Raw genomic sequence first — 20,540 nt, forward strand, 5'->3', positions numbered from 1 at the left:
CAGCGTCGACAATTTGTAATTTAAAGCCTAATGAATAATCTCGTTGTGTTCGTTTAAGCGGTGTATTATTTGACTTGGTCATAATAAGTCCTAAATGTGTAAACACATTTCAGGACGAGACAAGTGGTGGTGCCCTGCATGTGTTGGCAGCAATAGGAGGCGATTCTTATCCAAATGCATTAATATCTTCGCGATGATGTCAGGCTCTATAATGCAGGCGATTATTTTGACATTGTTGCTCTCACACGCTTCGCAAATTGTAATGTCAATATTGAATACTCTTTTTAACCTCTGCGGGCGTGATAGGGTTTATCTGAATCTTTCGGATGTTCTACTAAACTAAGGCTGTTCTTACCACGTATTGAGGCCGTGACCTCTGCACGAACATTGGCATTGGGGGCGAATACCCCATAAAACCGAGTAAGGTTGAGTCTAGGCGGTGGCACTAAAGCGGCCAGCTTACAGATAAAATCAATCGGCGAAAAGAAGACGTGGGCTGAGTGGTCACCGGGGTACCATCAGTGTACGGTGTCTTGAGTTCATATCTGACATTACCTGTGGTTGTCAGGCTTAAGCGTTTTTCACTCACTACTGGTCTTGCGATATAGCAACAAAGCCTTTCTAGTTTGTCTGGTTGATCTGAGTATGCAAATACCCCTGCATGTAGGCTAAATCCAGATATCTTTGCTAAATGATCATAGTTTTGAGATCTTTAGCTGGTAATGTTTGCAGGGTGAATACCTTTTTGCCAAAGTCCTTTCCTACTGCAATGCGATAATTGACAAATGCAGCCTGCAATGCCAACAAACTCTCCTAATCATCAATCGGCAAATCTAGACTAGTGTTTTCTATATCGCGTTGGATCAGCCCTGCTTTTTCCAGATATTGTGCGATACGGTGGCTGATAGTGTTCACTATCCGCTCCATAACACTATGGCTAGGGGCTTCTACGCGCTTGAATTTGGTCTGGCCTTGCGTTTGTGTGATCACACCTTCTAGAAATAGCATGTGGAAGTGAATGTTAAGATACAGTGCACTACCAAATCTTTGGATAAAAGTCACAGCCTCTGTCTTAGCTTGTTTCTTTAGATAACATGCGCGGTGGATGATATCCGTTGAGATGGCGCGGTGGATGGTTTGCATCACTTTGCTTAGCTCTTTGGGGTATCGAGCAAGCAGTAGGCGCAATGGTATGGGTAAACTCAGCACCCACTGACGAACAGGATAACCCTGTAAAACATCGTCCACCAAAAGTTTCGCGCTTTCAGCCATACGTCTAGCGCCACAGCTTGTGGCAGAAAACTCTCTTTTTACAACTAAAAGCGACCAGTTTCTCATGCTTGCAGTCATCTCATACTACGCGCAAAAATCCGTGTTCAAGGCGACCGCACTTAAGAAATTCATCAAATTCCTTTTCAACATGACATGGCAATGATTTATCTTGCTGTGACAGCATTTCTTTAAATTTAGGGTAGTGTCGCTCAAAGAGTTGTTACAGTAATGTCTGCTCTGGACGATGTCGTTTATAGGTACGAGTGTTATTTGCGAGCAATGGATTCCTTGTCAGTAGTTTTATGCATAGTTTGCAGAAATTTTGAAACCTTCGCTACTGGACTTGTTACCGAAATTTGGCACACCTCAAGTGACTGCAATTGAACAAGTCTCGCTTGTTATCTGTCGCTCGCAAACAGTGCGCCAAGGTCCGCTCCACGTACAAACCCGACCAAAACCTAGTGGCGTGGCTGTGCGAGTTTCAAACATTAATGTACTCGCACAATTGTATGGTTTTTTTGGTTCAGTTATATGCCTCGTATTGTTCCAAGCAATAGTATGCTTTGGTTCAATATGAGGGGATTATCCACGACTTCTTGATACCACCATAGTAAGTACCCGGTCTATGTATACGGAAATAAACTGACTAGAGAGCAAATGCCGCAAACGCCAAATATACCGGCAGAAAAGCAATTTTTCACGCCTGGCAGATTTGATATCGTTTTAAGTACATAATGCTGAAGGTTAACCGCTAGCTATTAGAATTAATCGATACTTGATAACACTATTTAATTGTCTCAAGTATTTACCAAAACAAATTTTCATCTACTCTGGCTATTCTATTTGTAAGAAATGGATAGGGAGGCCATTACGATAATGGAGAAACTATTCTCATGTTTTTTGTGTTTAATAACGATTTAGCTTAAATAGTGTTTGGGTGATGGGCGTAATCATCGTACCAATCAAATGCTTGCTGTGGAATTTTTTGGGGGGCAACATGTGACATTATTTTAGATCCTTTGGTAAGTGAGAATTTACTGTAATTTGACTGGCGTCTGGGGTAAATGGTTCAACCATAGAATTTGCGTTAAATTGCCGATAAAACAGGCTATACAAACCAATTTCACCTTCAAGATCAAAACCCAGTGTTAACAAAATCTTCGAAAACCGTAAACTATAGCTTACTAAAATAGCTAGTTGAGCTTACTCAGTCGTACCTCATAAACTAACTAAACTCACTTTAGCCATGTAAAATCCGCGTCTTTACATACCACTCAAATGAAAGACAGGGTTATGAATTTTCCAACTCATAGATTCTATGAAGATGTAATCGCACTGTTTTGTGCAGGTGTATTAGTCTCATTTGGCTTAACCTTATTTGGTGAGCACAATTTACTTACAGGTGGTACCGCTGGAGTAGCCATTATAGTTAACCAACTTTCTGGCCTAAGCTTTGGCTTGTTATTTTTTTTAGTCAACCTTCCTTTTTACTACATAGCTTGGACCCGCCTTAGCAAGCGCTTTACCATAAACACTTTTATTTCTGTTGCTGTTATATCTGTTATGACAGAAAAAATGGGAGACTTCATTGACATCTCTAGCGTACACCCGCTTTTTTCGAGTCTAGTAGGTGGAATTATGATTGGAATGGGTGTGTTGATTATGTTTAGGCACAAGTCGAGTCTAGGAGGACTGGGGATCTTAGCCTTATATCTGCAAAACCGTTTTAATATCCGTGCTGGGCACTTTGGATTAGTAGTAGACGCCACCATTTTGTTTTCATCAGTGTTACTGTTTAGTATTGATTTAGTGCTTTTGTCACTACTAGGTGCCATTACCTTCAACTTATTAGTAGCGGTTAATCATAAACCTGGCCGTTATCAAGCTTATACCAGTACTGAGCACATAGATAAAAACAGCGTACCCAAAGCACAAGTCAATGCTAGTCCACCTTCTTAACTTCACCCCAAGCTAATACAAATTAGGGGAATGGCTTGGTGTTGCAGACTCTAAAAAGTTGTGGAGTATTTTAGCCCTAATTGGGCACGGGAATTGCCTTTGTAAGCCTCGAGCTTTACAAACCAGTCAAGAGGCACAAACTGTAACTCTGATTCTACTTCAAGGGCAACACCATGACCCGTTGCCAAAAAATCTTCTGTTAACTCTGCTCTAGGGCCAAAACGGTCGGATACATAACTGTAATAAGTAAATACATCTAGATCTTGCTTGAGCACATTAATTGAAACTGTGGCACTTGCCACTAGCTTTGCACTATTGGTTGCCAGGTTATGTATTAATTCGGTTGCGTAAATTACATGGTGATCAGATTGATAGCGCAGCTCCCCAGATAAAAAACCATCTCCTAACACATGCTCCGCGCTCACTTCAAAGGATAGATCCGAGTAAACCTTTCCAGAATACTCTAATTCAAAGAAGTTTAAGTGGTTACCAATGTGAATTGCATCTGATGCTTGGGTGTTTTCTAGCTCACCTAGCACTAGCTCAAATTGACCTTGTGCAAAATTTTGTACATGACGCAGACCTTTTATCCAGCCATCTTTGGATAGGCCAGTGGAAGAAACTCTGCCTTTGTAGGTAGGAATAATGCCAAACTCAGTTTTACCTTGAGCTTGCTCGTAACGCACAAAAAGCCTGCGCAGGTACAAATCTGAATTGCCACTGTCATTAAACGTATTGTGACTAGAAGAAAAAGCGTCTCCTGTGGCTAAAAACCCATTCAGGCTCCATACGTTAGCATCACCAAATAACAATGAGGGATAGGCTCTGAGTCGATACTGATAACGAATGTCTTGGTTTGAACGTTCATCTAGTCTAACTTGCGTATCTAGCTTCCCAGAAAACTCAGCACCATAAGCAGAGCTTAAAAATAAGCTGCCTAAAATAGCAAACGGCCAAAGGTATGTGCCTACCTTTAGCCGTTTAATACATTGAAATTGACGCCCAATGTTATGGGTTAATAGCATACAAACTCTAAGCTTTATCCTAGTGCTCGTAACATCCAAGCTGTTTTCTCATGAATACGCATTCTATCGGACACCAAGGCCGCAGAAGACTCATCATCAGCTTTTTGTGCAGAGACTAAAACTTTACGACAGGTTTTAACTACCGCTTCATGACCCGCTAAAAGTATTTTTACCATTTCAGTACCTGTAGGTACTCCATCAACTTCTGCAATTGAGCTTAGTTTTGCAAACTCTTTATAAGTGCCAGGTGCAGCAACATCAAGGGTACGGATACGCTCTGCAATGTCATCTACTGCCACAGCCAATTCGGTATAATGCTCTTCAAACATAAGGTGTAACTCTCGAAATTGCGCACCGGTTACGTTCCAGTGAAAGTTATGGGTTTGAAGGTACAAGGTGTAAGAATCAGCTAATAGGCATTTCAATCCTTGGGCTATGGTCTCTCTATCTTCTTCGTTAATGCCAATATTAATTGAACTCATGATTTTGCTCTCCTATTTGATTGGGTAAAAGAATAAGCCTTTTAATTTACTTTAGCCATAGAATAAAAGCGGACTTTACATCCTATAAAATCTATCAAGAAATAAGACATACTAAGAAGTGTAAATATTAAGCTCTTAAGGTTTATATGGGGCTTGCTTACAAATACAACAAGTCCAAACTTTAACTTTTGAGTTACATTACAAAAGTTTTTTGAGGAGCTTAAATTTTCTTGCTGTAAAAGGTGGATACCTTAGGGGAATATCAAACCAAAAACTGCGTTTCATAACTGTTTTTAAGTGGCTGAAATTATCAAACCCAATTTTACCATGGTAGGCCCCCATACCACTTGAGCCGACTCCACCAAAAGGCAGGTTGGGGTTAGTCGCAAACATAAAGCCATCATTCACTCCCACCATACCAGCACTAGTCTGCTGTAATACAGCCTTCTCAAATGCTTTATCTTTTGTGTATAAATATAAAGATAAAGGTTTAGCTCTCTTATTCACAAAAGAAACGGCTTGCTGAATATTTTCAAGGCTGATGATGGGCAAAATAGGGCCAAAAATCTCCTGCTCCATTAATGGACTGCCTTCAGCTGGATCCAGCACTATAGTGGGTTGAATATAATTTGATTCAGCTTGGTGTTCGCCGCCATACACCACATTGTGCCCCTCAAGGTATTTTACAATGCGAGTAAAGTGCCGCGCATTGACAATACGTGCATAATCATCGCTATCAGAAATACTGGCGCCATAAAACTCTTCAATTTTTGATTTTATGGCGTCAATCAAACGAGGGGCAAAAGACTTTTCAACCAATACATAGTCGGGAGCAACACAGGTTTGCCCTGCGTTCATAAATTTACTCCACACAATCCGTGACGCCGTTACCTCAAGGTTGGTATTGCTATCAACAATACAAGGACTTTTCCCACCAAGCTCTAGGGTAACTGGAGTTAAATACTCCGCCGCTGCGCGCATCACAATTTTACCCACCACTTCACCGCCTGTGTATATGATGTGATCAAATCGATGTTTAAGTAGCTCAGAGGTTTCATTTACTGCCCCCTCAATGACAACAACAGCTTGCTCATCTAAATATTTGGGAATCTGCAGTGCCATAAGAGCTGAAATATTAGGTGATAATTCTGATGGTTTGATTAAAGCGCAATTACCCGCACTGAGAGCTGCTATTAAGGGTCCTAAGACTAATAGCAAAGGGTAGTTCCAAGCGCCAATAATCAGCACAGTGCCTAAGGGTTCGGGCAGAACATAACTGCTAGCAGGGTGGGCTACAATAGGAGTAGAAACCTTACGGGGCTTCATCCATTTTTTTAAATGCTTTACTGTATGCTCAACTTCACTTATCACCCCCCCTAGCTCTGCAGTCCATGACTCCATATCACAGCGACCTAAGTCTTTTTGTAGTGCCAATAAAATTGGCTCTTGCTGTTCAACAACCAATTTTTTAACTTGTTGCAACTGCGCTATGCGCCACTCAATGTTTTTTGTATGGCCGGCAGCAAAGGTCTGACGTAAGCCTTCAACTTTAGGGCCAATAAGAGATAAGTTGGTGGTGCATCTATCGGAAGAGGAGTCGGTTAACATAGCTTACTTGTGTCTCTAGTACATTTAAGAACCATGTTAACCCACATTGTGAGCTAGAAGAAATTTACGACTTAACGAATAGCCCACCAAAGATTTTTAGTCCAATCACACTTGATTAGCTTGCTCTACTAGAGTGAAACTACTGTTTTCAGTTCCTTTGACAAAGACAGTACATTGCCCCCAACTTTTCGGGATCGTCCATGTCAAGTCATTAGCTATGGTGCTACGAGAACGCTTGTTATCGCAACGGATCTCCATTTCATCTAACTGGCCGTTAATATTATTCATGGAAAAGCTATTTCTAGTTAGCTGATGGGTCCAATTACGGCTGCCCTGCAATCTGGCTGCTCGGGCAATTGGTTGGTCACTATTTAGCACTTCTTTAATTTTAGCTACGTACGCCTCTAAAGGTTTCGCAGCCTCAGTACCATTTTTCGACTCAAGCAAATGTTTATAGGTTTCTAATGCAGCAGGAAACTGGTTATCTTGTAGTTGCAATATAAACAAACGAGATTGCAGATACTGATAGTTTTGTGTGCCTAAGGCATCTTCTCCACTTAGCACTCCTCGAAAACTAGATGCTAATTCACGGTGGCTATCTTTCGTCGCATTCGCGAAATTTGCATCTAACAACCAATACCAAGCACTCTCTGTTCGATTCCATAACTTATCTTCCTTAAATTCTTGTAAACCTAACTCTGCACTTTCAAAGTCTTGCTCGGCAATGGCATTAGATATTTTTATATACTTGTTACGAAATTTTCGACGAACGCCAGATTCTTTATTATTGTCTAATGTAAAGTCTAGTTGTACTCGAGTTTGGCACTGTTCGATGGCTTCACCGTCTCGAGTAGCGGGGCTATATTGCCACTTTTCAACAGAGCGCAACGCTGCCTTTTCTAAACTAGCAATGCCGCTAGAATCTGTGACTATCGGGTCTAGCACTTTACCATCATCACCAATCACAAAGCTCACTTGCACCCAACCTTCTTGCTTCAACCTTGCAGCATTTATTGGATATTTGGGAGGTACGCGCTCAATGGGCTCAGCTGCAATGACTGTATCAAAGATTTCGGCTTTTTCAGAACTTTCGGCCTGACTAAAAAGAAGTAAAACTAATAACCCTAAGAGTGAGTATTTCACATGCAATCCCTGTTTGTCTTAATACGGTAAATAAAATACCAAAGTAATAGGAGTCGCACAATATTCTGTGGCTAATTTACAAGCAGATACAAAAAAGGCTGCCCATGGCAGCCTTATTAAATAGTAAGTATTAACTAACTATGCATCAAACGGGTGACGTAATACAATAGTTTCGTTTCTATCAGGGCCGGTAGAAATAATATCAATTGGCACACCTGTTAGTTCTTCTAGGCGCTTAATATAATTCTTAGCCGCTTGAGGTAACTCGTCATAATTGGTCACACCAAAAGAGTTTTCACTCCAACCTGGCATAGACTCGTATACAGGTTCGATTAACTCGTAGCCATCAGCGGCCATAGGCGGTACATCACTGATATTGCCCTGCTTGTCTTTGTAGCCGGTACAAATGCTTAAGCTCTCAAGGCCATCAAGTACGTCTAGCTTAGTTAAACAAAAACCTGTGATTGAGTTGATTTGCACAGCACGCTTCATTGCAACGGCATCAAACCAACCAGTGCGACGCTTACGTCCAGTAGTGGCACCAAATTCATGACCTTTAACACCTAAGTGTTGACCAACTTCACAGTCTAGTTCAGTTGGGAAAGGACCTGAGCCAACACGAGTGGTATAGGCTTTAACAATACCTAACACATAATCAAGGTTTAACGGACCAAAACCCGCACCAGTGGCAACACCACCTACTGTAGTGTTAGATGAAGTTACATAAGGGTAAGTACCATGGTCTATATCTAGTAAAGTACCTTGGGCACCTTCAAACATAATACAATCGCCACGCTCGCGGGCTTTGTCTAGTACGTCTGTGACATCTACTACCATAGCTTTCAAAATATCAGCTACTGCAAGTGCGTCTGCTAGGACTTTTTCGTAACTTACTGGCTCCACTTTATAGTAGTTAGTCAGCATAAAGTTATGATACTCAAGAATTTCTTTAAGCTTTACAGCAAAGTCTTCTGGATTAAACAAATCACCAACACGCAAACCACGACGAGATACCTTATCTTCGTATGCAGGTCCGATTCCGCGACCTGTTGTGCCAATTGCTTTGTTCCCACGTGCTTTTTCGCGGGCTACATCTAGTTCGATATGATATGGCAAGATTAAAGGGCAGGCTTCACTGATACGTAACCGCTCTTTAACAGGGACGCCACGTTCTTCGAGCATTGCGGTTTCTTTAAGAAGTGCCTCTGGGCTTAGTACTACGCCATTACCGATAACGCATGTTACGTTTTCACGCAAAATGCCAGAAGGTATTAAGTGAAGTACTGTTTTTTCGCCGTCAATTACCAGAGTATGACCCGCGTTGTGGCCTCCTTGATAACGCACTACATACGTTGCCTGATCTGTCAGAAGATCAACAACCTTACCTTTACCCTCGTCACCCCATTGGGTTCCGAGTACAACAACATTTTTAGCCATGGAATTGAATAGGTCAGAAAAATTAGGCGGGGATTCTATCAAAAAACATGCGTTAGCTAAATAGCTAAATCGTGCAGCTTATAATCAATTTATCGGAAATATGACTAGATAAAAAAGCCTTAGATAAGGTAAAGCAAGCTTACTAAACCAATTGTCACTAAAACGCCCCCTGTTGTTTTTAACTGATTTAGTGGCTGTAGTGAAATTAATAACAAGTACTGCTGCCACTTTTTTGTGAACAACATTGGTCCAATTCCCTCTATCACTAAAACAGCAGCCAGTGCGATTAACAAAGCCTCGGTCAAGGTATAACTCATAATTACATGCTCGGTAACATAAAGACCGGCACAGGTTATACCATTGTAGGGACTAAACCCAACCAGAGACGATTAAATATTGTTAACCACACCTTCAGGATTAAACTTATAGCCTACTCCCCATACCGTCTGCACTATTTGAGGGGAAGCAGCATCCGCTTCTATTTTAGCCCGCAGCCTATTTATATGAGAGTTTACAGTATGCTCATAACCGCTGTGGTGATATCCCCAAACAGTTTCTAACAGCTGGCTGCGATTAAACACTTGATTTGGGTGACTGGCTAAATGATGAAGTAATTCAAATTCAGTTGCTGTTAATTCAAGAGTGTTATCTGCTAACACCACTTGATGGTTTTTTTGATTTATCTGTAAACTACCGATAGTTAAAATCTTTTCATCTGCAGGGGCAAAAGACTGAGTACTTGCAGTTTGCATTACATGTACCTTGCGTAGTTGAGATCTCACTCTAGCTTGGAGTTCTCTGGCACTAAAAGGCTTAGTCATGTAATCATCTGCGCCTAACTCTAACCCTAATACACGGTCGGTCTCTGAGCTTTTAGCTGTTAACATTATGATGGCTTGTGAAGGCTTTTTATCACGGACCTGACGGCAAATATCTAAACCACTTACTTCCGGTAACATGACATCAAGGATTAATAGCGAATAGTCGTTCTCTAACGCAAGTGCTAAGGCTTCGGCACCATTCTCTTGAATGCTTACCTCAACACCTAACTCTTGCAAATTCACACTTATTAATTCTGCAATATCTCGATCGTCTTCAACTATTAGTACGCTATCAGACATTAGGTAACTCCATTAATTGTAAGGGGTAACAAGTTGAGGTATCAATTTGTACCTTAACAAAAATTATTTCTTAGCAATATAGTATACGCCAAGACTTATCATGAAATTATCACGAAAATTCAACTATTTTATGAAGATTACCTTCCTTCACAATTGTCTACGTGGGATTCAATGTGAGCTGTCTTTTAAATCCCTAAACGATTTCTTCTAGCTGTTTCATAGATAAAAATTCACAAAGAATAATTTCGTAAATAAATTGTGATATTTCTGTGAGGATCAGTTTGATGGATAACTTTATCTTTGTTCTCGTTTTAACAAGCACCCAAAAATGATCTGTAGGGTCATTAACTTATTTAATTTATCGAGGATAACGAAATGAAATTGACTAAACTTGCATCCGCAGCTTTTTTGGCATTTGCTGCATCTGGCGTGGCTAACGCTGTAGAACTAGATATTACTATTACCAACTTGACTCATGCTCAGTCATTTACTCCACGCTTAGTAGTGGCGCATACAGCTGAAGTCGACACATTTGAGCTAGGTACAGAAGCTTCTACCGCATTAGCTTGGTTAGCAGAAGCTGGAGTAATAGATGATGAACAAAATGCAGACTCTTCAGGTCAAAATTTTGAAGCTATGTTAGGTGCTGCAGACGTAGATAATGGTACAAATACTTGGCATAGATTTGGTGGCTTGGTTGCTCCTTCAACTTCAGTAAGCTACCCATTTGAAACGTTAGATTACCCGTACTTATCTTTACTATCTATGTTAGTTCCTACCAACGATGCATTTTTAGGTTTAGACAGCATTGAAATTCCAACCGAAGCTGGAACCTATACTTATACGATACACGCCTATGATGCTGGTACTGAACTTAACGATGAACTTAACAGTACTCGTACTGACGTTGTAGAAGCAGGAACAGGTAATGCGCTTGGTGGATATGGTCTGCCTGGTGTTGCTGGTGTAGGTGCATCTCCAGTAGAAGTAGGAACTGGTGGTACAGGTGTAGCGGTACAAATTGTAGCTGGTGAAGTTGAAGACGGCACAGATGGCCCAGTACATATTCACCGCGGTATTTTAGGTGACACTAGCACAACTGCTGGTGCCAGTGATCTAGACTCAACAGCGCATCGCTGGTTAAACCCAGTAGCTCGCGTGACAATTGTTGTTCCAGCATCTTAATTTCAGGAGCAAATTATGAAAAATAACATTTTAAAATTTAGTACCTTAGCTTTGCTTATGGCATTAGCTGCTGGTTGTGCTGATGACGGAAAAACAGGACCTGCGGGGCCTGCAGGCGCTGACGGCATCAATGGTGTTGACGGTGTAGATGGAGTCGACGGACAAGATGGCGCTGATGGTGTCGATGGCCAAGATGGTTCTAGTGGTACTTCAGCTGTTTATACAGTGCAAATTACTAATGCAACCTTTGGACAACCTTTGGGAGCGGCTGCAATCATTCTACATGAACCTGGTTACCACGCCTTTGTTGATGGTGAAGCTGCCAGTTTAGGTCTTGAGATAACAGCTGAAAGTGGCAACCCTGATACTCTTTTAGAAGAAGCCGTTGCTGCTACAAATTATCATATAGATTCTGTTTCATCTGGTGCACCAGTGTTTCCAAAAGAAATAGGTGAAGAGCAAACGCTAATAGTACCGACCTCTGACGTGGATAACCTGTATTTAACAGTCGCCTCTATGTTAGGTAACACCAATGATGCTTTTACTGGTTTAAATGCGGTAGATGTTAGCAACATGACTGTTGGTCAGTCATCATCATTTATGGCTCCTACTTGGGATGCTGGTACAGAAGCAAATACGGAAACTATTGATACAATTCCTGGCCCTGCGTCCCAAGCTCTTGGTGGCGGTGGTGATGCTGCAGCCTTTAATGCAGAGCGAGATGACTTGTTTAATTTAGTTCATTTTCACCCTGGTGTAGTGACTAATGCTAATGCCACTGACGCTAGTTTAGAAGGTTTAAGTGATTCAGTATTAGGTGAAGAGCATAGATTCTCTAGCATCAGTGCTAAGATTACCATTACTCGTACTCGATAATTTATCACAGCACATGTGTCAGTAATGACATGCTATATAACCCAAAAGCCGCATTCACTGCGGCTTTTTTATTTTTTAAGTCCCAAAAAGTAAATTCATTCAACGCATATTCAATAGCTCTAAAACAACCATTAGGAAAAACAAGCACAATACGATATGCTACATATCACTACACATTGAATATAAATTAATATGGGTATAGTTAAAATATCAGACGCACTTCACGAAGAAGTACGTAAAAATAGCTCTGTCATGGAGCGCTCTATCAACTCTCAAGCAGAGTTCTGGCTAAAAATAGGCAGATTAGCTGAACAAAATCCTACCTTAACCTATGAGGAGATTTTGCGCCGTGAAATGAAAACCCAAAATGTCACCACAGTGAAGCTAGTTAATGAGTAATGTCCTTATAAAAACACCACAAGAAATACAGCTAATGCGAGAGTCAGGCAAATTGCTGGCGCAAGTTTTTGCGGCGTTAGATAAGGTAATCAAAGTTGGCATGTCTACTATGGAGATTAACGACTTTGTTGAAGACTATATCGTCACTAAATTACAGTCTAGGCCAGCAAGTAAAGGTCAGTATGGCTATCAGTACGTCTTAAACTCATCAATTAATGAAGTGGTTTGTCATGGCGTACCTTCTAGCGCCAAAAAGCTAAAAGAACGAGATATTGTCAATATAGATATCACCCTCGAAAAGAATGGATATATCGCCGACAGCAGTAAAATGTACACTATGGGAGCAGTATTACCTATAGCGAAAAAGCTAGTCGATGTGACTTACGAAGCAATGTGGCAAGGTATTAAGTGCGTAAAACCAGGCACAACAACCGGAGATATAGGACACGCCATACAAACTTACGCTGAAAAACATGGCTTTAGCGTAGTGAGAGAGTATTGCGGGCATGGGATAGGGCAAGAGATGCATGAAGACCCTCAGATTTTACATTTTGGAAAACCTCATACCGGATTAACCCTAAGAGCGGGAATGACTTTTACGATTGAACCTATGATTAACCAAGGCTCATATCGAACCAAGCAAAAGAAAGATGGTTGGACGGTAATCACCCGCGACAAAAAACTTTCTGCCCAATGGGAGCATACTATCCTTGTCACAGACAAAGGTTATGAAGTACTAACCCTTAGAAACGAAGAAACATTGCCAGACCTTGTTTAACGTCCCGACTAGTATTTGCTTGGCGGCTGTATTATTTTTATCAGAGCAACCTTACAAAGCTAGTACCTAACTATGCCAAGCACCTTATCTATTCGCTCTTACAGCCGCCAAAAAGTTAAGCATACCCATGACTTTCATCAAATAGTATTGCCCCTCAGGGGTGTCATAGAGATTGAAGTAGGTGAGTTTAATGGCAAAGTCGCACCGGGCGAATGCGTCGTCATCAAAGCCCAAAGCTTGCATCATTTTACAGCTAAGTCTGAGGCAAGGTTTGTGGTGGCAGACATGTCCATATTACCTGCGAACATTGATGGATCCCATTCTACTGCTTTTGCGATTAATGGGCCTTTATTACATTACCTTAAATTTGTAGAGGCGCAGTTAGAATATCAAGTAAACAGTGATCTTGAGGATATCTGCTACCAAACATTTTTTGCCTTGCTTAGCGAGCAGCGGCCCTTAAAACAAGTAGAACATAGGATCAGAGCAGCACTTGAATACATAGATAAAAATATCGCCAGCCCTTTGTCTGTGCCACAACTCGCTACTATCGCTTGCCTTAGCCCTACCCAATTTAAAAAGCTGTTTAAACAACAACTTGAGCTAACTCCTATGCAATACCTGATTAACCAGCGCATGGAAAAAGCCCAAGCATTATTAATTCACACTGATTATCCGCCACAACAAGTTGCGGAACAGGTTGGCTATACAGATTACACGGCATTCAGTAGACGTTTTTCACTGCACTTTGGACTCTCACCTTCTAAATTACTAGGATGAGCTTCGTCACTCTATTTACGTCTATTTAGACTATAAAAGCGTCTTATCTGCAAAATATTTAAAATGTTTATGGCTTAAACTAGTAAACACATTCGAACTAACACCACAACCTAGTAAAACTCCCTATGTTAAAAGTAAACCAAGTTACTACCGCCATTATAAGTATTATTATTGCCAGCTTGTTCTGGGGCACAACTGGCACTGCAGCAAGCTTTACTCCCGATGTTAGCCCCCTTGCTGTTGGAGCTTTCTCGATGGGGTTTGGCGGAGTATTACTGTTATTGAGTGGATATAAAAATGTTTGTAGGGAATATAAAGCAATACAAGCAAAATCAAGCTATTTAGTCATTGGCGGTTTGGCAATAGCTATTTATCCATTAGCATTTTATATGTCTATGAAATACTCTGGAGTAGCCATTGGTACTGTCATATCCATAGCCTCGGCACCGCTTTTTTCAGTTTTACTAGAGCGTCTAATTAATCACAAACCAATAAAATTACAATGGACCGTAAGTTTTATAATAGGCGTTATTGGCGTATTTTTTATTGCGTCAGGTAAGCATGCAAGTACCACCTTAGAAATTAGCTCGAATACACAATATTTAGGGATACTTTTAGGTCTGTTAGCGGGCCTTACCTATGCCACTTATTCTTGGGCTGCCAAGCAAATGATAACTAACAACATTAGCTCACAATCAGCTGTCGCTAGCATGTTTGGCCTAGCCGCCACCCTGTTATTGCCCTCATTGTATTTTACTGCTGATAACCTTTTCGCAAATTACAATAACACGCTAGTTGCTTTATATATGGCTGTGATCCCTATGTTTTTTGGATATCTATTATTTGGCTATGGACTTCGCCATCTCGACGTAAGCACAGCAACGCTGATCACCTTAATAGAGCCGGTAATTGCCACGCTTTTAGCCATAGTCATTGTTGGTGAAACCTTCAGCTTGATTGGCTGGGTGGGTATGTTTTTCATCGCCATATGCTTAGTTTTACAAATGTTAAAAGTTCCACCAAAGGTCAACAAGGCCTAATCTGCATAACCACTACCAATTGCTCTAAAAGGTAGTTCCAACTCTAACTCAGGGACTTGTAACCCCACCCATTGCGGGAAGGTATTACTGTTTGGCCCAGGAAATAAGGTGTATTCATTCGCCCAAGGGTAACGAGCTATCGCAGCTGTTACTTCAGGTATTAAACGAGACGCTTTATCCCCCTGAATTGATAAGACTTTATCAGGCTTTGCACCATACCAATAGCGGTCTGGTGTTGTGGTTTGATATTGTTTTAAAGCAGGTAAGCCACGTTTTACTCGCCAGCCTACAACCTCATAAACTGTATATTCAGCTGCTTCTTCTGGCTTAATGGCAATCCATGTATGTACTGCAAACCATCCTCGCCAGCTAAAGGCATCAGCGGCATAAAACTCAATCACAGCTTCTTTAGTGGTGGCTGGATCTACCGCTAAGCCTGCAGGTTCGCGACTAGCTTCACGCCAATCAGTATTTGTGCAAGCTACCATAAGCCCTAGTAGTAAAGTTAATACGAATATTTTTTTCAATCTTAATCCTATTGCACACATTTGATAAAGGTCATATCTCTAGCTTGTTGATCAATTAGACCAAGTGACAGGCATATATATTTCATGTACTCCAGCCCTAAAGGTCTTATCAGTAAACAGGGCTTAATTTACCCGCCATGGTGGGTTAAGTCGGCTTTCTCCAGCCCAGTACAGCTTAATTTTATTGCCAGATGGGTCAAATAAAATAGCTTCTCGCCAAAGGTAACTCTGATCTGTAGGTAACTGCTTAAACTCTATCCCCTTGGCAATTAATTGTTCTACCCATGCATCTAAAGCTTGATGTTCAAAGTAGATCACTGCGCCATTTTCAGGGCTCTGCTCTAAGGCTAGTGAAAATGTAGACTCACCCTCTGGGCATTCAAACCTAGCATAATGGGGGGTGTCTACTATTTGATTAAATCCTAACGTTTTATAAAAACTAACGGCTTGGGGCATATCTGCCACCGGTAAGGTAACTTGGTTTAGATTCAACTTGTCTTCCTTCGTGATTAAGCAAACTATAATTTTGCGTATTTAGTGTTTAAGTTTTTGTTTGGCAATGCGCAAAGCATGTTCTCGGAGCGCCTTTAGCTGAGGGCTTTCGGTGTGCCAATAATGCCAAAACAATGGGGTTTCTATTACATAATTAGGTTTTAAGTCTACTAATTCACCGTTATTTAGTGAATTTCCAATTTGTAACTCTGGTAATAAACCGTACCCGAGCCCAGCCACTATCATTTGTTTGAAGCCCTCAGAAGATGGGCACGAATGAATGTATTTAGGGTCCCCGTACTTAAAGTCTTCTAGAAAATCATGCTGCAAGGTATCGTTTTCATCAAACACTAGACATGGCAGTTGCGATAAGTCTGCATCAAATCCGTATTTTTGTACAAAATCCGGGCTTGCTACCGCCTTATACGGCAGCGCCCCTAACCTATCAACCGAGCCGCCATTCACAGGCTCTGGGTTAGAGGATATACATATCATCACTTCACCTGCTTTCATTCTATTTAAGGTTATAGACTGATCTTCTACCACCAGCTCAAACTTCAACTTACCTACCACAGAAGACTCTGGCACAGCTAAAGCCTCTGGCAACCAAGTTGCGAGAGAATCGGCATTAACAGCAAGACGCACTGTTAGCGGTTTGTCGTAATGTGAGTCTTCAGCAATACTCGTCATGCCTAACGCCACCTCTAACTGCATAACTTGCTGTAAGTGATTCAACAACCTTTGCCCAGTTAGGGTTAGTTTAGGAGGTTGCGAGCGCACTAAAACTGGCTCTCCTAGAATTGACTCAAGCTGGCGTATTCTTCTGCTCACAGCAGACTGCGTGATAAAGAGTTTTTTAGAGGCTTTCTCAAAGCCTTTCTCAGTTATAACAGCAGATAATGCTTGTAAAAGTTGATAATCAATCATGATTTTAATTCATGTAGCAGGATTTATATTCATTATACTACTAATGATACAGAAGATATCATTGCTGTCATTGACATCTTCCGGGTGCAGCGGGTTAACTCCTTGCCCTATGTACCACACAATTAAATATAGGATTTAAATGGGCTCTTTTTTTTCTGGGATCATGCTTGGCTTGAGTTTGATTGTCGCCATTGGGGCGCAAAATGTATGGGTCTTGAGTCAGTGTATGTCGGGCGCCAACCGTTTAGTCATTGCTCTGGTATGTATTTTTTGTGATGCCTTACTGATCATAGTAGGAGTATTTTCGGCCAACGAAATTAAACTACTGATGCCATCACTTATACCTTGGTTAACCTATGCAGGTGTGGCGGTACTCTTATACATAGCATTTGGTTCTGCAATGCGTGCAATTAGAGGTAATTCTGGTTTAAAACTTCAGAAAAGTAAGGCAAAAAATTGGCAAGTGACTGCCCTTGCAGCTTTTGCCATATGTTTATTGAACCCACATGTTTACTTAGACACTGTGGTATTACTAGGAAGCCTAGGGGCTTTACAGCCCAGCCCGGCTTTATTTGCAGTGGGAGCTTGCGTAGCTTCTATCTTTTGGTTTGGCAGCCTTGCGGCTTTTGCCCCAAAACTAAAAGTGTTACTTAGCTCACCAACACGCTGGAGAATATTTGATAGTTTAATGGCCATCATTCTAATATTCATAGCACTACAGCTTTGGACCATGGCCTAATTCAATTGTTTTTGATGCTCAGTGTTTTGTCACGGTGAAGTTAGCAAAGCGTATTGAGTCTTGCCTATTGGCCAACATATGTTTGCTTTTTAAAGAGCGATAAAGACCCCATTTAGATCATCGGACTGTAAGCTAGACACTTGAGATGTCGCCATCAGACTTAATGTCAACAATACGAAAGAGGCGTAAAAGCGCAGGTACTACTCCCATAAATCACTACAACGAATCTTCAAAACAGTAGTTATCATTGGCCTTTACTCATAGGCTAGCAAGGTTTCAAAAATCTCACTAGTCAAAGTCGTAAACTCACTGTGAATACACGCCGACAGCTTGTCGGTATCATCAAAATCAGGGGTTGAGAGCAGCGTAATTTCAAAAATTGAATACTCTGGCATGACCTCTTTATCTACCCACTTTACATCTCTTAGCTTTTGCCAATAACTAAGCTGCACATCTTTTGTTTGCCCAAGTAACCAGAGTTCAAACTGTGCCTGCTGATGATTAAAGACAATGGCTAATTTGAGTTTGCGCTGTTTAAGGTAATCGTTTTGCAAATAAAAGTAAGTAAAGTCAATGTAACCATGTAGTACATTGGCAACTGACATTTCACCTTTATATTTTTGATGAAACTCTGTTCTGAGGGTTTGCACTATGCCAACTAAACTTTGGTAGGTTTTTTGAATTTCTCCACTGGCAAAGGCCTGTTTGTAGGCTGGAATACGTGCAGTTAAACTTTGTTTTGACATGCCATGCTCTCTTTTATTAACAGCTAACAAACAAGACTAAGAGCCAGTTAAATACCCTTGTGCTGTTGGTATTTATGTAAAGCCTTTAAGCTATTATATAACCCCGCTGCCAAGGTGAAGTCGTGACTTTCATTGGCAAAAACGTCTAGTTTAAGTATCAAATCGCTGGAGCGATTACGTAAGATTGTTTGTGTAAACGCATCATATACTTGGCGCATTTCACCACCCTCTGCTCCTATATTCATATATAAAAAGCTACCAACACTAGCACCTTTAATAATATATTGCTGCGCTGCACTTACCGTTTCTCTAGCACCCCACCAAACTGCAGGGCTAAACGCCAAATGAGCTTGAAAAAGGTCAGGCCGCGAATGAAACCCATGAACCACAAATAAGCCAGCAATTGAATGTCCTGCGATAACCTTATATTGACTAGATTGATAATTTTTATCTATATAAGGCATAAGCTCAGATTCCATATAATCCAAAAACCTATCGGCCCCGCCTCCTTCTCCGACAGGGCCTCTGGGGTCAAGATTGATAGTTGGAGCAAAATCTCGCAAACGATTTGTGGTGTTAACGCCAACAACAATGTGTTCATTAGCACCATTAGAGATGTGAAGGCGTTTTATCATGCTATCAACAAGATCAGTATTAAATCCATCATCTAACATATAAAAAACAGGATAGGATTTGTGTTGATTAGCCTGATAAGAAGCAGGAAGTTTAACTGTTACTCTAACGTTTTCGTTCAGTATTTTAGATGATAATTCATGACTGAATTTTAAAGCATCGCCCTGTGCGTCAATAGATAAAGCTAATAGCAGTACTAATATAAAAATTCTCAATTTTGAAGCCGTTATTAAATTCTATATAAATCTAATCTACTACAATGCCTGTGGTCGAGTATAGCCAGCTATGTCCCTTTTACTATCTACAACTAATTTGAGTGGAACACGCACTAGTAAGTTTGCAAAAAGCTCCAATAACGACTGCAATCATGAAGTACTTAAACAATAAAACAGATAGAGTCTTGTTAGTTAACGTTTCCTTCATAAAAGTAATCATTTATCAGTATCCAATCTTTATATTTAGAAGATATCCACCCAATGTCTTCAAACGCTTTCAAAATTCCATCTTCATCACTTTTAGCCCAATCTCTTTGACTGGATATAAAATCCTGTAACGCCTGAAAATATTCCCCACTAGCTGAATTAACAACAAATACCCTTTCTCCAGGCAAGCTAAGTTTGAAACCTTCTATTCGTTGTAAAGAAACCTTGCCATCTAGATCGTAAATGAATTTTTTACTCAAAGAATGTGTAGTGAAATCAGCTCTTTTTTTGGCAATCATTTCTGGGATATTACGGTAGTTAGAAACTAGCACAGGCGGATTAGATGTGATTTTAGTCATACTGCTAGCCCCAGAACTCCATGAGGTTGTTGATATACTAGTGAGATCCATAAGCTCATTGACATTTGTTACTGCTAGAACATCCTGCCTATTGGGTGCAGTAAAGAGTCCGACCTCAAATTCTCCCTCTCTTAGTACAGCTGCCGAAACTAAAAGGTTGCTTTCGTTCAAATTTTTAACTACTGATGAAAACTCGCTCATTGCGAACACGTCTCCATCTCCAGCGGCAACCATTTTCATCGCTCTAAGATTATTGGGAGCCTGTATAACCTTGATGGTATCAGCAAGTTTATTTAGCCTTATAACCTGACAATGGATCAAAAAATCTAATACAGGGCGGCCAAAGTTAAACGCTTTAATTTGGGAGATGGGAATACATTTATCTACAGGTAAATCATAGTCTCTGCCGTCTAATAAAGCAGGGCTATCCACCACCATACCTTTTAGAGAACTTAAAAAACCTGAGGGCACTATGACTTTTATAACTCTGGAGCTATCTGCTTGAATTCCAGAGGACATAAAATACAGTAACAAAGCCCATAACTTAGCCGTTTTAAAATTCTTAACCATAATCCCTTTGACGTCCGTTG

At 40.8% G+C, this 20,540-nt stretch carries 24 protein-coding genes; 8 read left to right on the plus strand and 16 right to left on the minus strand.

All coding sequences use genetic code 11. The features are described from left to right. Positions 1 to 284 precede the first annotated feature (284 nt). The 3 genes from ACMUMK_RS18745 to ACMUMK_RS18755 all read right to left on the minus strand — a co-directional run bounded on the left by ACMUMK_RS18745 (position 285) and on the right by ACMUMK_RS18755 (position 1,338). Complete coding sequence (locus ACMUMK_RS18745) at positions 285 to 446, minus strand: hypothetical protein (RefSeq protein WP_414702683.1); 162 nt, start codon at positions 444 to 446, stop codon at positions 285 to 287. After that, positions 446 to 682, minus strand: coding sequence for a transposase (locus ACMUMK_RS18750; protein ID WP_414702709.1), 237 nt, complete (start codon positions 680 to 682; stop codon positions 446 to 448). Before ACMUMK_RS18750 ends, ACMUMK_RS18745 begins: the two co-directional genes overlap by 1 nt. A gap of 131 nt (positions 683 to 813) precedes the next feature. Then, entirely contained in the window at positions 814 to 1,338 is a 525-nt protein-coding gene (locus tag ACMUMK_RS18755) for a transposase (RefSeq protein ID WP_414702684.1), read from the minus strand. 1,227 nt (positions 1,339 to 2,565) lie between these two features. Here ACMUMK_RS18755 and ACMUMK_RS18760 point away from each other — a divergent pair. Beyond that, a complete protein-coding gene (locus ACMUMK_RS18760; protein ID WP_414702685.1) occupies positions 2,566 to 3,231 on the plus strand; it encodes a YitT family protein in 666 nt (221 codons plus the stop codon). A gap of 50 nt (positions 3,232 to 3,281) precedes the next feature. Here the strand turns inward: ACMUMK_RS18760 and ACMUMK_RS18765 are convergent, their stop codons facing one another. From ACMUMK_RS18765 to ACMUMK_RS18795, 7 genes are all read right to left on the minus strand, one after another. Further along, positions 3,282 to 4,256, minus strand: coding sequence for a hypothetical protein (locus ACMUMK_RS18765; RefSeq protein ID WP_414702686.1), 975 nt, complete (start codon positions 4,254 to 4,256; stop codon positions 3,282 to 3,284). Between the two features lie 14 nt (positions 4,257 to 4,270). After that, positions 4,271 to 4,738 (minus strand): Dps family protein, encoded by a 468-nt coding sequence (locus ACMUMK_RS18770; protein ID WP_414702687.1) that lies wholly within the window; start codon positions 4,736 to 4,738, stop codon positions 4,271 to 4,273. Positions 4,739 to 4,936: 198 nt separating this feature from the next. Further along, on the minus strand, positions 4,937 to 6,346 hold the full coding sequence (locus tag ACMUMK_RS18775) for an aldehyde dehydrogenase family protein (RefSeq protein WP_414702688.1): 1,410 nt from the start codon (positions 6,344 to 6,346) through the stop codon (positions 4,937 to 4,939). Positions 6,347 to 6,451: 105 nt separating this feature from the next. Next, entirely contained in the window at positions 6,452 to 7,489 is a 1,038-nt protein-coding gene (locus ACMUMK_RS18780) for an energy transducer TonB (RefSeq protein WP_414702689.1), read from the minus strand. Between the two features lie 138 nt (positions 7,490 to 7,627). Next, positions 7,628 to 8,926, minus strand: coding sequence for an adenylosuccinate synthase (locus ACMUMK_RS18785; protein ID WP_414702710.1), 1,299 nt, complete (start codon positions 8,924 to 8,926; stop codon positions 7,628 to 7,630). Positions 8,927 to 9,045: 119 nt separating this feature from the next. After that, the gene (locus tag ACMUMK_RS18790) at positions 9,046 to 9,243 is read right to left on the minus strand and encodes a DUF2065 family protein (RefSeq protein ID WP_414702690.1); all 198 of its coding nucleotides are present in this window, start codon (positions 9,241 to 9,243) and stop codon (positions 9,046 to 9,048) included. A gap of 72 nt (positions 9,244 to 9,315) precedes the next feature. After that, the gene (locus ACMUMK_RS18795) at positions 9,316 to 10,047 is read right to left on the minus strand and encodes a response regulator (protein WP_414702691.1); all 732 of its coding nucleotides are present in this window, start codon (positions 10,045 to 10,047) and stop codon (positions 9,316 to 9,318) included. 375 nt (positions 10,048 to 10,422) lie between these two features. Here ACMUMK_RS18795 and ACMUMK_RS18800 point away from each other — a divergent pair, with 375 nt between their 5' ends. The 6 genes from ACMUMK_RS18800 (at position 10,423) to ACMUMK_RS18825 (ending at position 15,105) form a co-directional block, all read left to right on the plus strand. Continuing rightward, complete coding sequence (locus ACMUMK_RS18800; RefSeq protein ID WP_414702692.1) at positions 10,423 to 11,232, plus strand: spondin domain-containing protein; 810 nt, start codon at positions 10,423 to 10,425, stop codon at positions 11,230 to 11,232. 15 nt (positions 11,233 to 11,247) lie between these two features. Next, positions 11,248 to 12,108 (plus strand): spondin domain-containing protein, encoded by an 861-nt coding sequence (locus ACMUMK_RS18805; RefSeq protein WP_414702693.1) that lies wholly within the window; start codon positions 11,248 to 11,250, stop codon positions 12,106 to 12,108. A gap of 192 nt (positions 12,109 to 12,300) precedes the next feature. After that, positions 12,301 to 12,507, plus strand: a complete 207-nt coding sequence (locus ACMUMK_RS18810; protein ID WP_414702694.1) for a ParD-like family protein — start codon at positions 12,301 to 12,303, stop codon at positions 12,505 to 12,507. After that, positions 12,500 to 13,285 carry a type I methionyl aminopeptidase gene (map, locus tag ACMUMK_RS18815; RefSeq protein ID WP_414702695.1) on the plus strand — a complete coding sequence of 262 codons (786 nt, stop codon included), beginning with the start codon at positions 12,500 to 12,502 and terminating at the stop codon, positions 13,283 to 13,285. The genes ACMUMK_RS18810 and map overlap by 8 nt, the downstream gene beginning before the upstream one ends. Before the next feature lie 72 nt (positions 13,286 to 13,357). Then, entirely contained in the window at positions 13,358 to 14,065 is a 708-nt protein-coding gene (locus ACMUMK_RS18820) for a helix-turn-helix domain-containing protein (protein WP_414702696.1), read from the plus strand. Positions 14,066 to 14,190: 125 nt separating this feature from the next. Next, positions 14,191 to 15,105 (plus strand): DMT family transporter, encoded by a 915-nt coding sequence (locus tag ACMUMK_RS18825; protein ID WP_414702697.1) that lies wholly within the window; start codon positions 14,191 to 14,193, stop codon positions 15,103 to 15,105. Here the strand turns inward: ACMUMK_RS18825 and ACMUMK_RS18830 are convergent. The 3 genes from ACMUMK_RS18830 to ACMUMK_RS18840 form a co-directional block, all read right to left on the minus strand. Then, positions 15,102 to 15,593, minus strand: a complete 492-nt coding sequence (locus tag ACMUMK_RS18830; protein ID WP_414702711.1) for a DUF3750 domain-containing protein — start codon at positions 15,591 to 15,593, stop codon at positions 15,102 to 15,104. The two genes, ACMUMK_RS18825 and ACMUMK_RS18830, sit on opposite strands and share 4 nt — an antisense overlap. Positions 15,594 to 15,755: 162 nt before the next feature. Next, the gene (locus tag ACMUMK_RS18835) at positions 15,756 to 16,124 is read right to left on the minus strand and encodes a VOC family protein (protein ID WP_414702698.1); all 369 of its coding nucleotides are present in this window, start codon (positions 16,122 to 16,124) and stop codon (positions 15,756 to 15,758) included. Between the two features lie 42 nt (positions 16,125 to 16,166). Beyond that, complete coding sequence (locus ACMUMK_RS18840) at positions 16,167 to 17,051, minus strand: LysR family transcriptional regulator ArgP (protein WP_414702699.1); 885 nt, start codon at positions 17,049 to 17,051, stop codon at positions 16,167 to 16,169. Positions 17,052 to 17,190: 139 nt separating this feature from the next. Here ACMUMK_RS18840 and ACMUMK_RS18845 point away from each other — a divergent pair, with 139 nt between their 5' ends. Then, positions 17,191 to 17,790: a LysE/ArgO family amino acid transporter gene (locus tag ACMUMK_RS18845; RefSeq protein WP_414702700.1), complete on the plus strand. Its 600-nt coding sequence runs from the start codon at positions 17,191 to 17,193 to the stop codon at positions 17,788 to 17,790. Between the two features lie 254 nt (positions 17,791 to 18,044). Here ACMUMK_RS18845 and ACMUMK_RS18850 read toward each other — a convergent pair whose 3' ends face one another. The 3 genes from ACMUMK_RS18850 to ACMUMK_RS18860 all read right to left on the minus strand — a co-directional run bounded on the left by ACMUMK_RS18850 (position 18,045) and on the right by ACMUMK_RS18860 (position 20,520). Continuing rightward, positions 18,045 to 18,536 carry a DUF7000 family protein gene (locus tag ACMUMK_RS18850; RefSeq protein WP_414702701.1) on the minus strand — a complete coding sequence of 164 codons (492 nt, stop codon included), beginning with the start codon at positions 18,534 to 18,536 and terminating at the stop codon, positions 18,045 to 18,047. Between the two features lie 47 nt (positions 18,537 to 18,583). Then, positions 18,584 to 19,384 carry an alpha/beta hydrolase gene (locus ACMUMK_RS18855; RefSeq protein WP_414702702.1) on the minus strand — a complete coding sequence of 267 codons (801 nt, stop codon included), beginning with the start codon at positions 19,382 to 19,384 and terminating at the stop codon, positions 18,584 to 18,586. 188 nt (positions 19,385 to 19,572) lie between these two features. Further along, positions 19,573 to 20,520, minus strand: a complete 948-nt coding sequence (locus ACMUMK_RS18860; RefSeq protein ID WP_414702703.1) for a hypothetical protein — start codon at positions 20,518 to 20,520, stop codon at positions 19,573 to 19,575. Positions 20,521 to 20,540 lie beyond the last annotated feature (20 nt).

It is taken from the genome of Paraglaciecola sp. 2405UD69-4 (assembly GCF_047525415.1).
Classification (GTDB): Bacteria; Pseudomonadota; Gammaproteobacteria; order Enterobacterales; family Alteromonadaceae; genus Paraglaciecola.

Excerpts from the sequence above, each read along its gene's own strand:
- ACMUMK_RS18760 (WP_414702685.1), top strand. The coding sequence starts at position 2,566 with ATGAATTTTCCAACTCATAGATTCTATGAAGATGTAATCGCACTGTTT.
- ACMUMK_RS18860 (WP_414702703.1), bottom strand. The coding sequence starts at position 20,520 with ATGGTTAAGAATTTTAAAACGGCTAAGTTATGGGCTTTGTTACTGTAT.
- ACMUMK_RS18755 (WP_414702684.1), bottom strand. The coding sequence starts at position 1,338 with ATGAGAAACTGGTCGCTTTTAGTTGTAAAAAGAGAGTTTTCTGCCACA.
- ACMUMK_RS18845 (WP_414702700.1), top strand. The coding sequence starts at position 17,191 with ATGGGCTCTTTTTTTTCTGGGATCATGCTTGGCTTGAGTTTGATTGTC.
- map (WP_414702695.1), top strand. The coding sequence starts at position 12,500 with ATGAGTAATGTCCTTATAAAAACACCACAAGAAATACAGCTAATGCGA.
- ACMUMK_RS18765 (WP_414702686.1), bottom strand. The coding sequence starts at position 4,256 with ATGCTATTAACCCATAACATTGGGCGTCAATTTCAATGTATTAAACGG.
- ACMUMK_RS18820 (WP_414702696.1), top strand. The coding sequence starts at position 13,358 with ATGCCAAGCACCTTATCTATTCGCTCTTACAGCCGCCAAAAAGTTAAG.
- ACMUMK_RS18795 (WP_414702691.1), bottom strand. The coding sequence starts at position 10,047 with ATGTCTGATAGCGTACTAATAGTTGAAGACGATCGAGATATTGCAGAA.
- ACMUMK_RS18775 (WP_414702688.1), bottom strand. The coding sequence starts at position 6,346 with ATGTTAACCGACTCCTCTTCCGATAGATGCACCACCAACTTATCTCTT.
- ACMUMK_RS18830 (WP_414702711.1), bottom strand. The coding sequence starts at position 15,593 with ATGGTAGCTTGCACAAATACTGATTGGCGTGAAGCTAGTCGCGAACCT.
- ACMUMK_RS18840 (WP_414702699.1), bottom strand. The coding sequence starts at position 17,051 with ATGATTGATTATCAACTTTTACAAGCATTATCTGCTGTTATAACTGAG.
- ACMUMK_RS18800 (WP_414702692.1), top strand. The coding sequence starts at position 10,423 with ATGAAATTGACTAAACTTGCATCCGCAGCTTTTTTGGCATTTGCTGCA.
- ACMUMK_RS18810 (WP_414702694.1), top strand. The coding sequence starts at position 12,301 with ATGGGTATAGTTAAAATATCAGACGCACTTCACGAAGAAGTACGTAAA.
- ACMUMK_RS18805 (WP_414702693.1), top strand. The coding sequence starts at position 11,248 with ATGAAAAATAACATTTTAAAATTTAGTACCTTAGCTTTGCTTATGGCA.
- ACMUMK_RS18790 (WP_414702690.1), bottom strand. The coding sequence starts at position 9,243 with ATGAGTTATACCTTGACCGAGGCTTTGTTAATCGCACTGGCTGCTGTT.
- ACMUMK_RS18825 (WP_414702697.1), top strand. The coding sequence starts at position 14,191 with ATGTTAAAAGTAAACCAAGTTACTACCGCCATTATAAGTATTATTATT.
- ACMUMK_RS18850 (WP_414702701.1), bottom strand. The coding sequence starts at position 18,536 with ATGTCAAAACAAAGTTTAACTGCACGTATTCCAGCCTACAAACAGGCC.
- ACMUMK_RS18785 (WP_414702710.1), bottom strand. The coding sequence starts at position 8,926 with ATGGCTAAAAATGTTGTTGTACTCGGAACCCAATGGGGTGACGAGGGT.
- ACMUMK_RS18770 (WP_414702687.1), bottom strand. The coding sequence starts at position 4,738 with ATGAGTTCAATTAATATTGGCATTAACGAAGAAGATAGAGAGACCATA.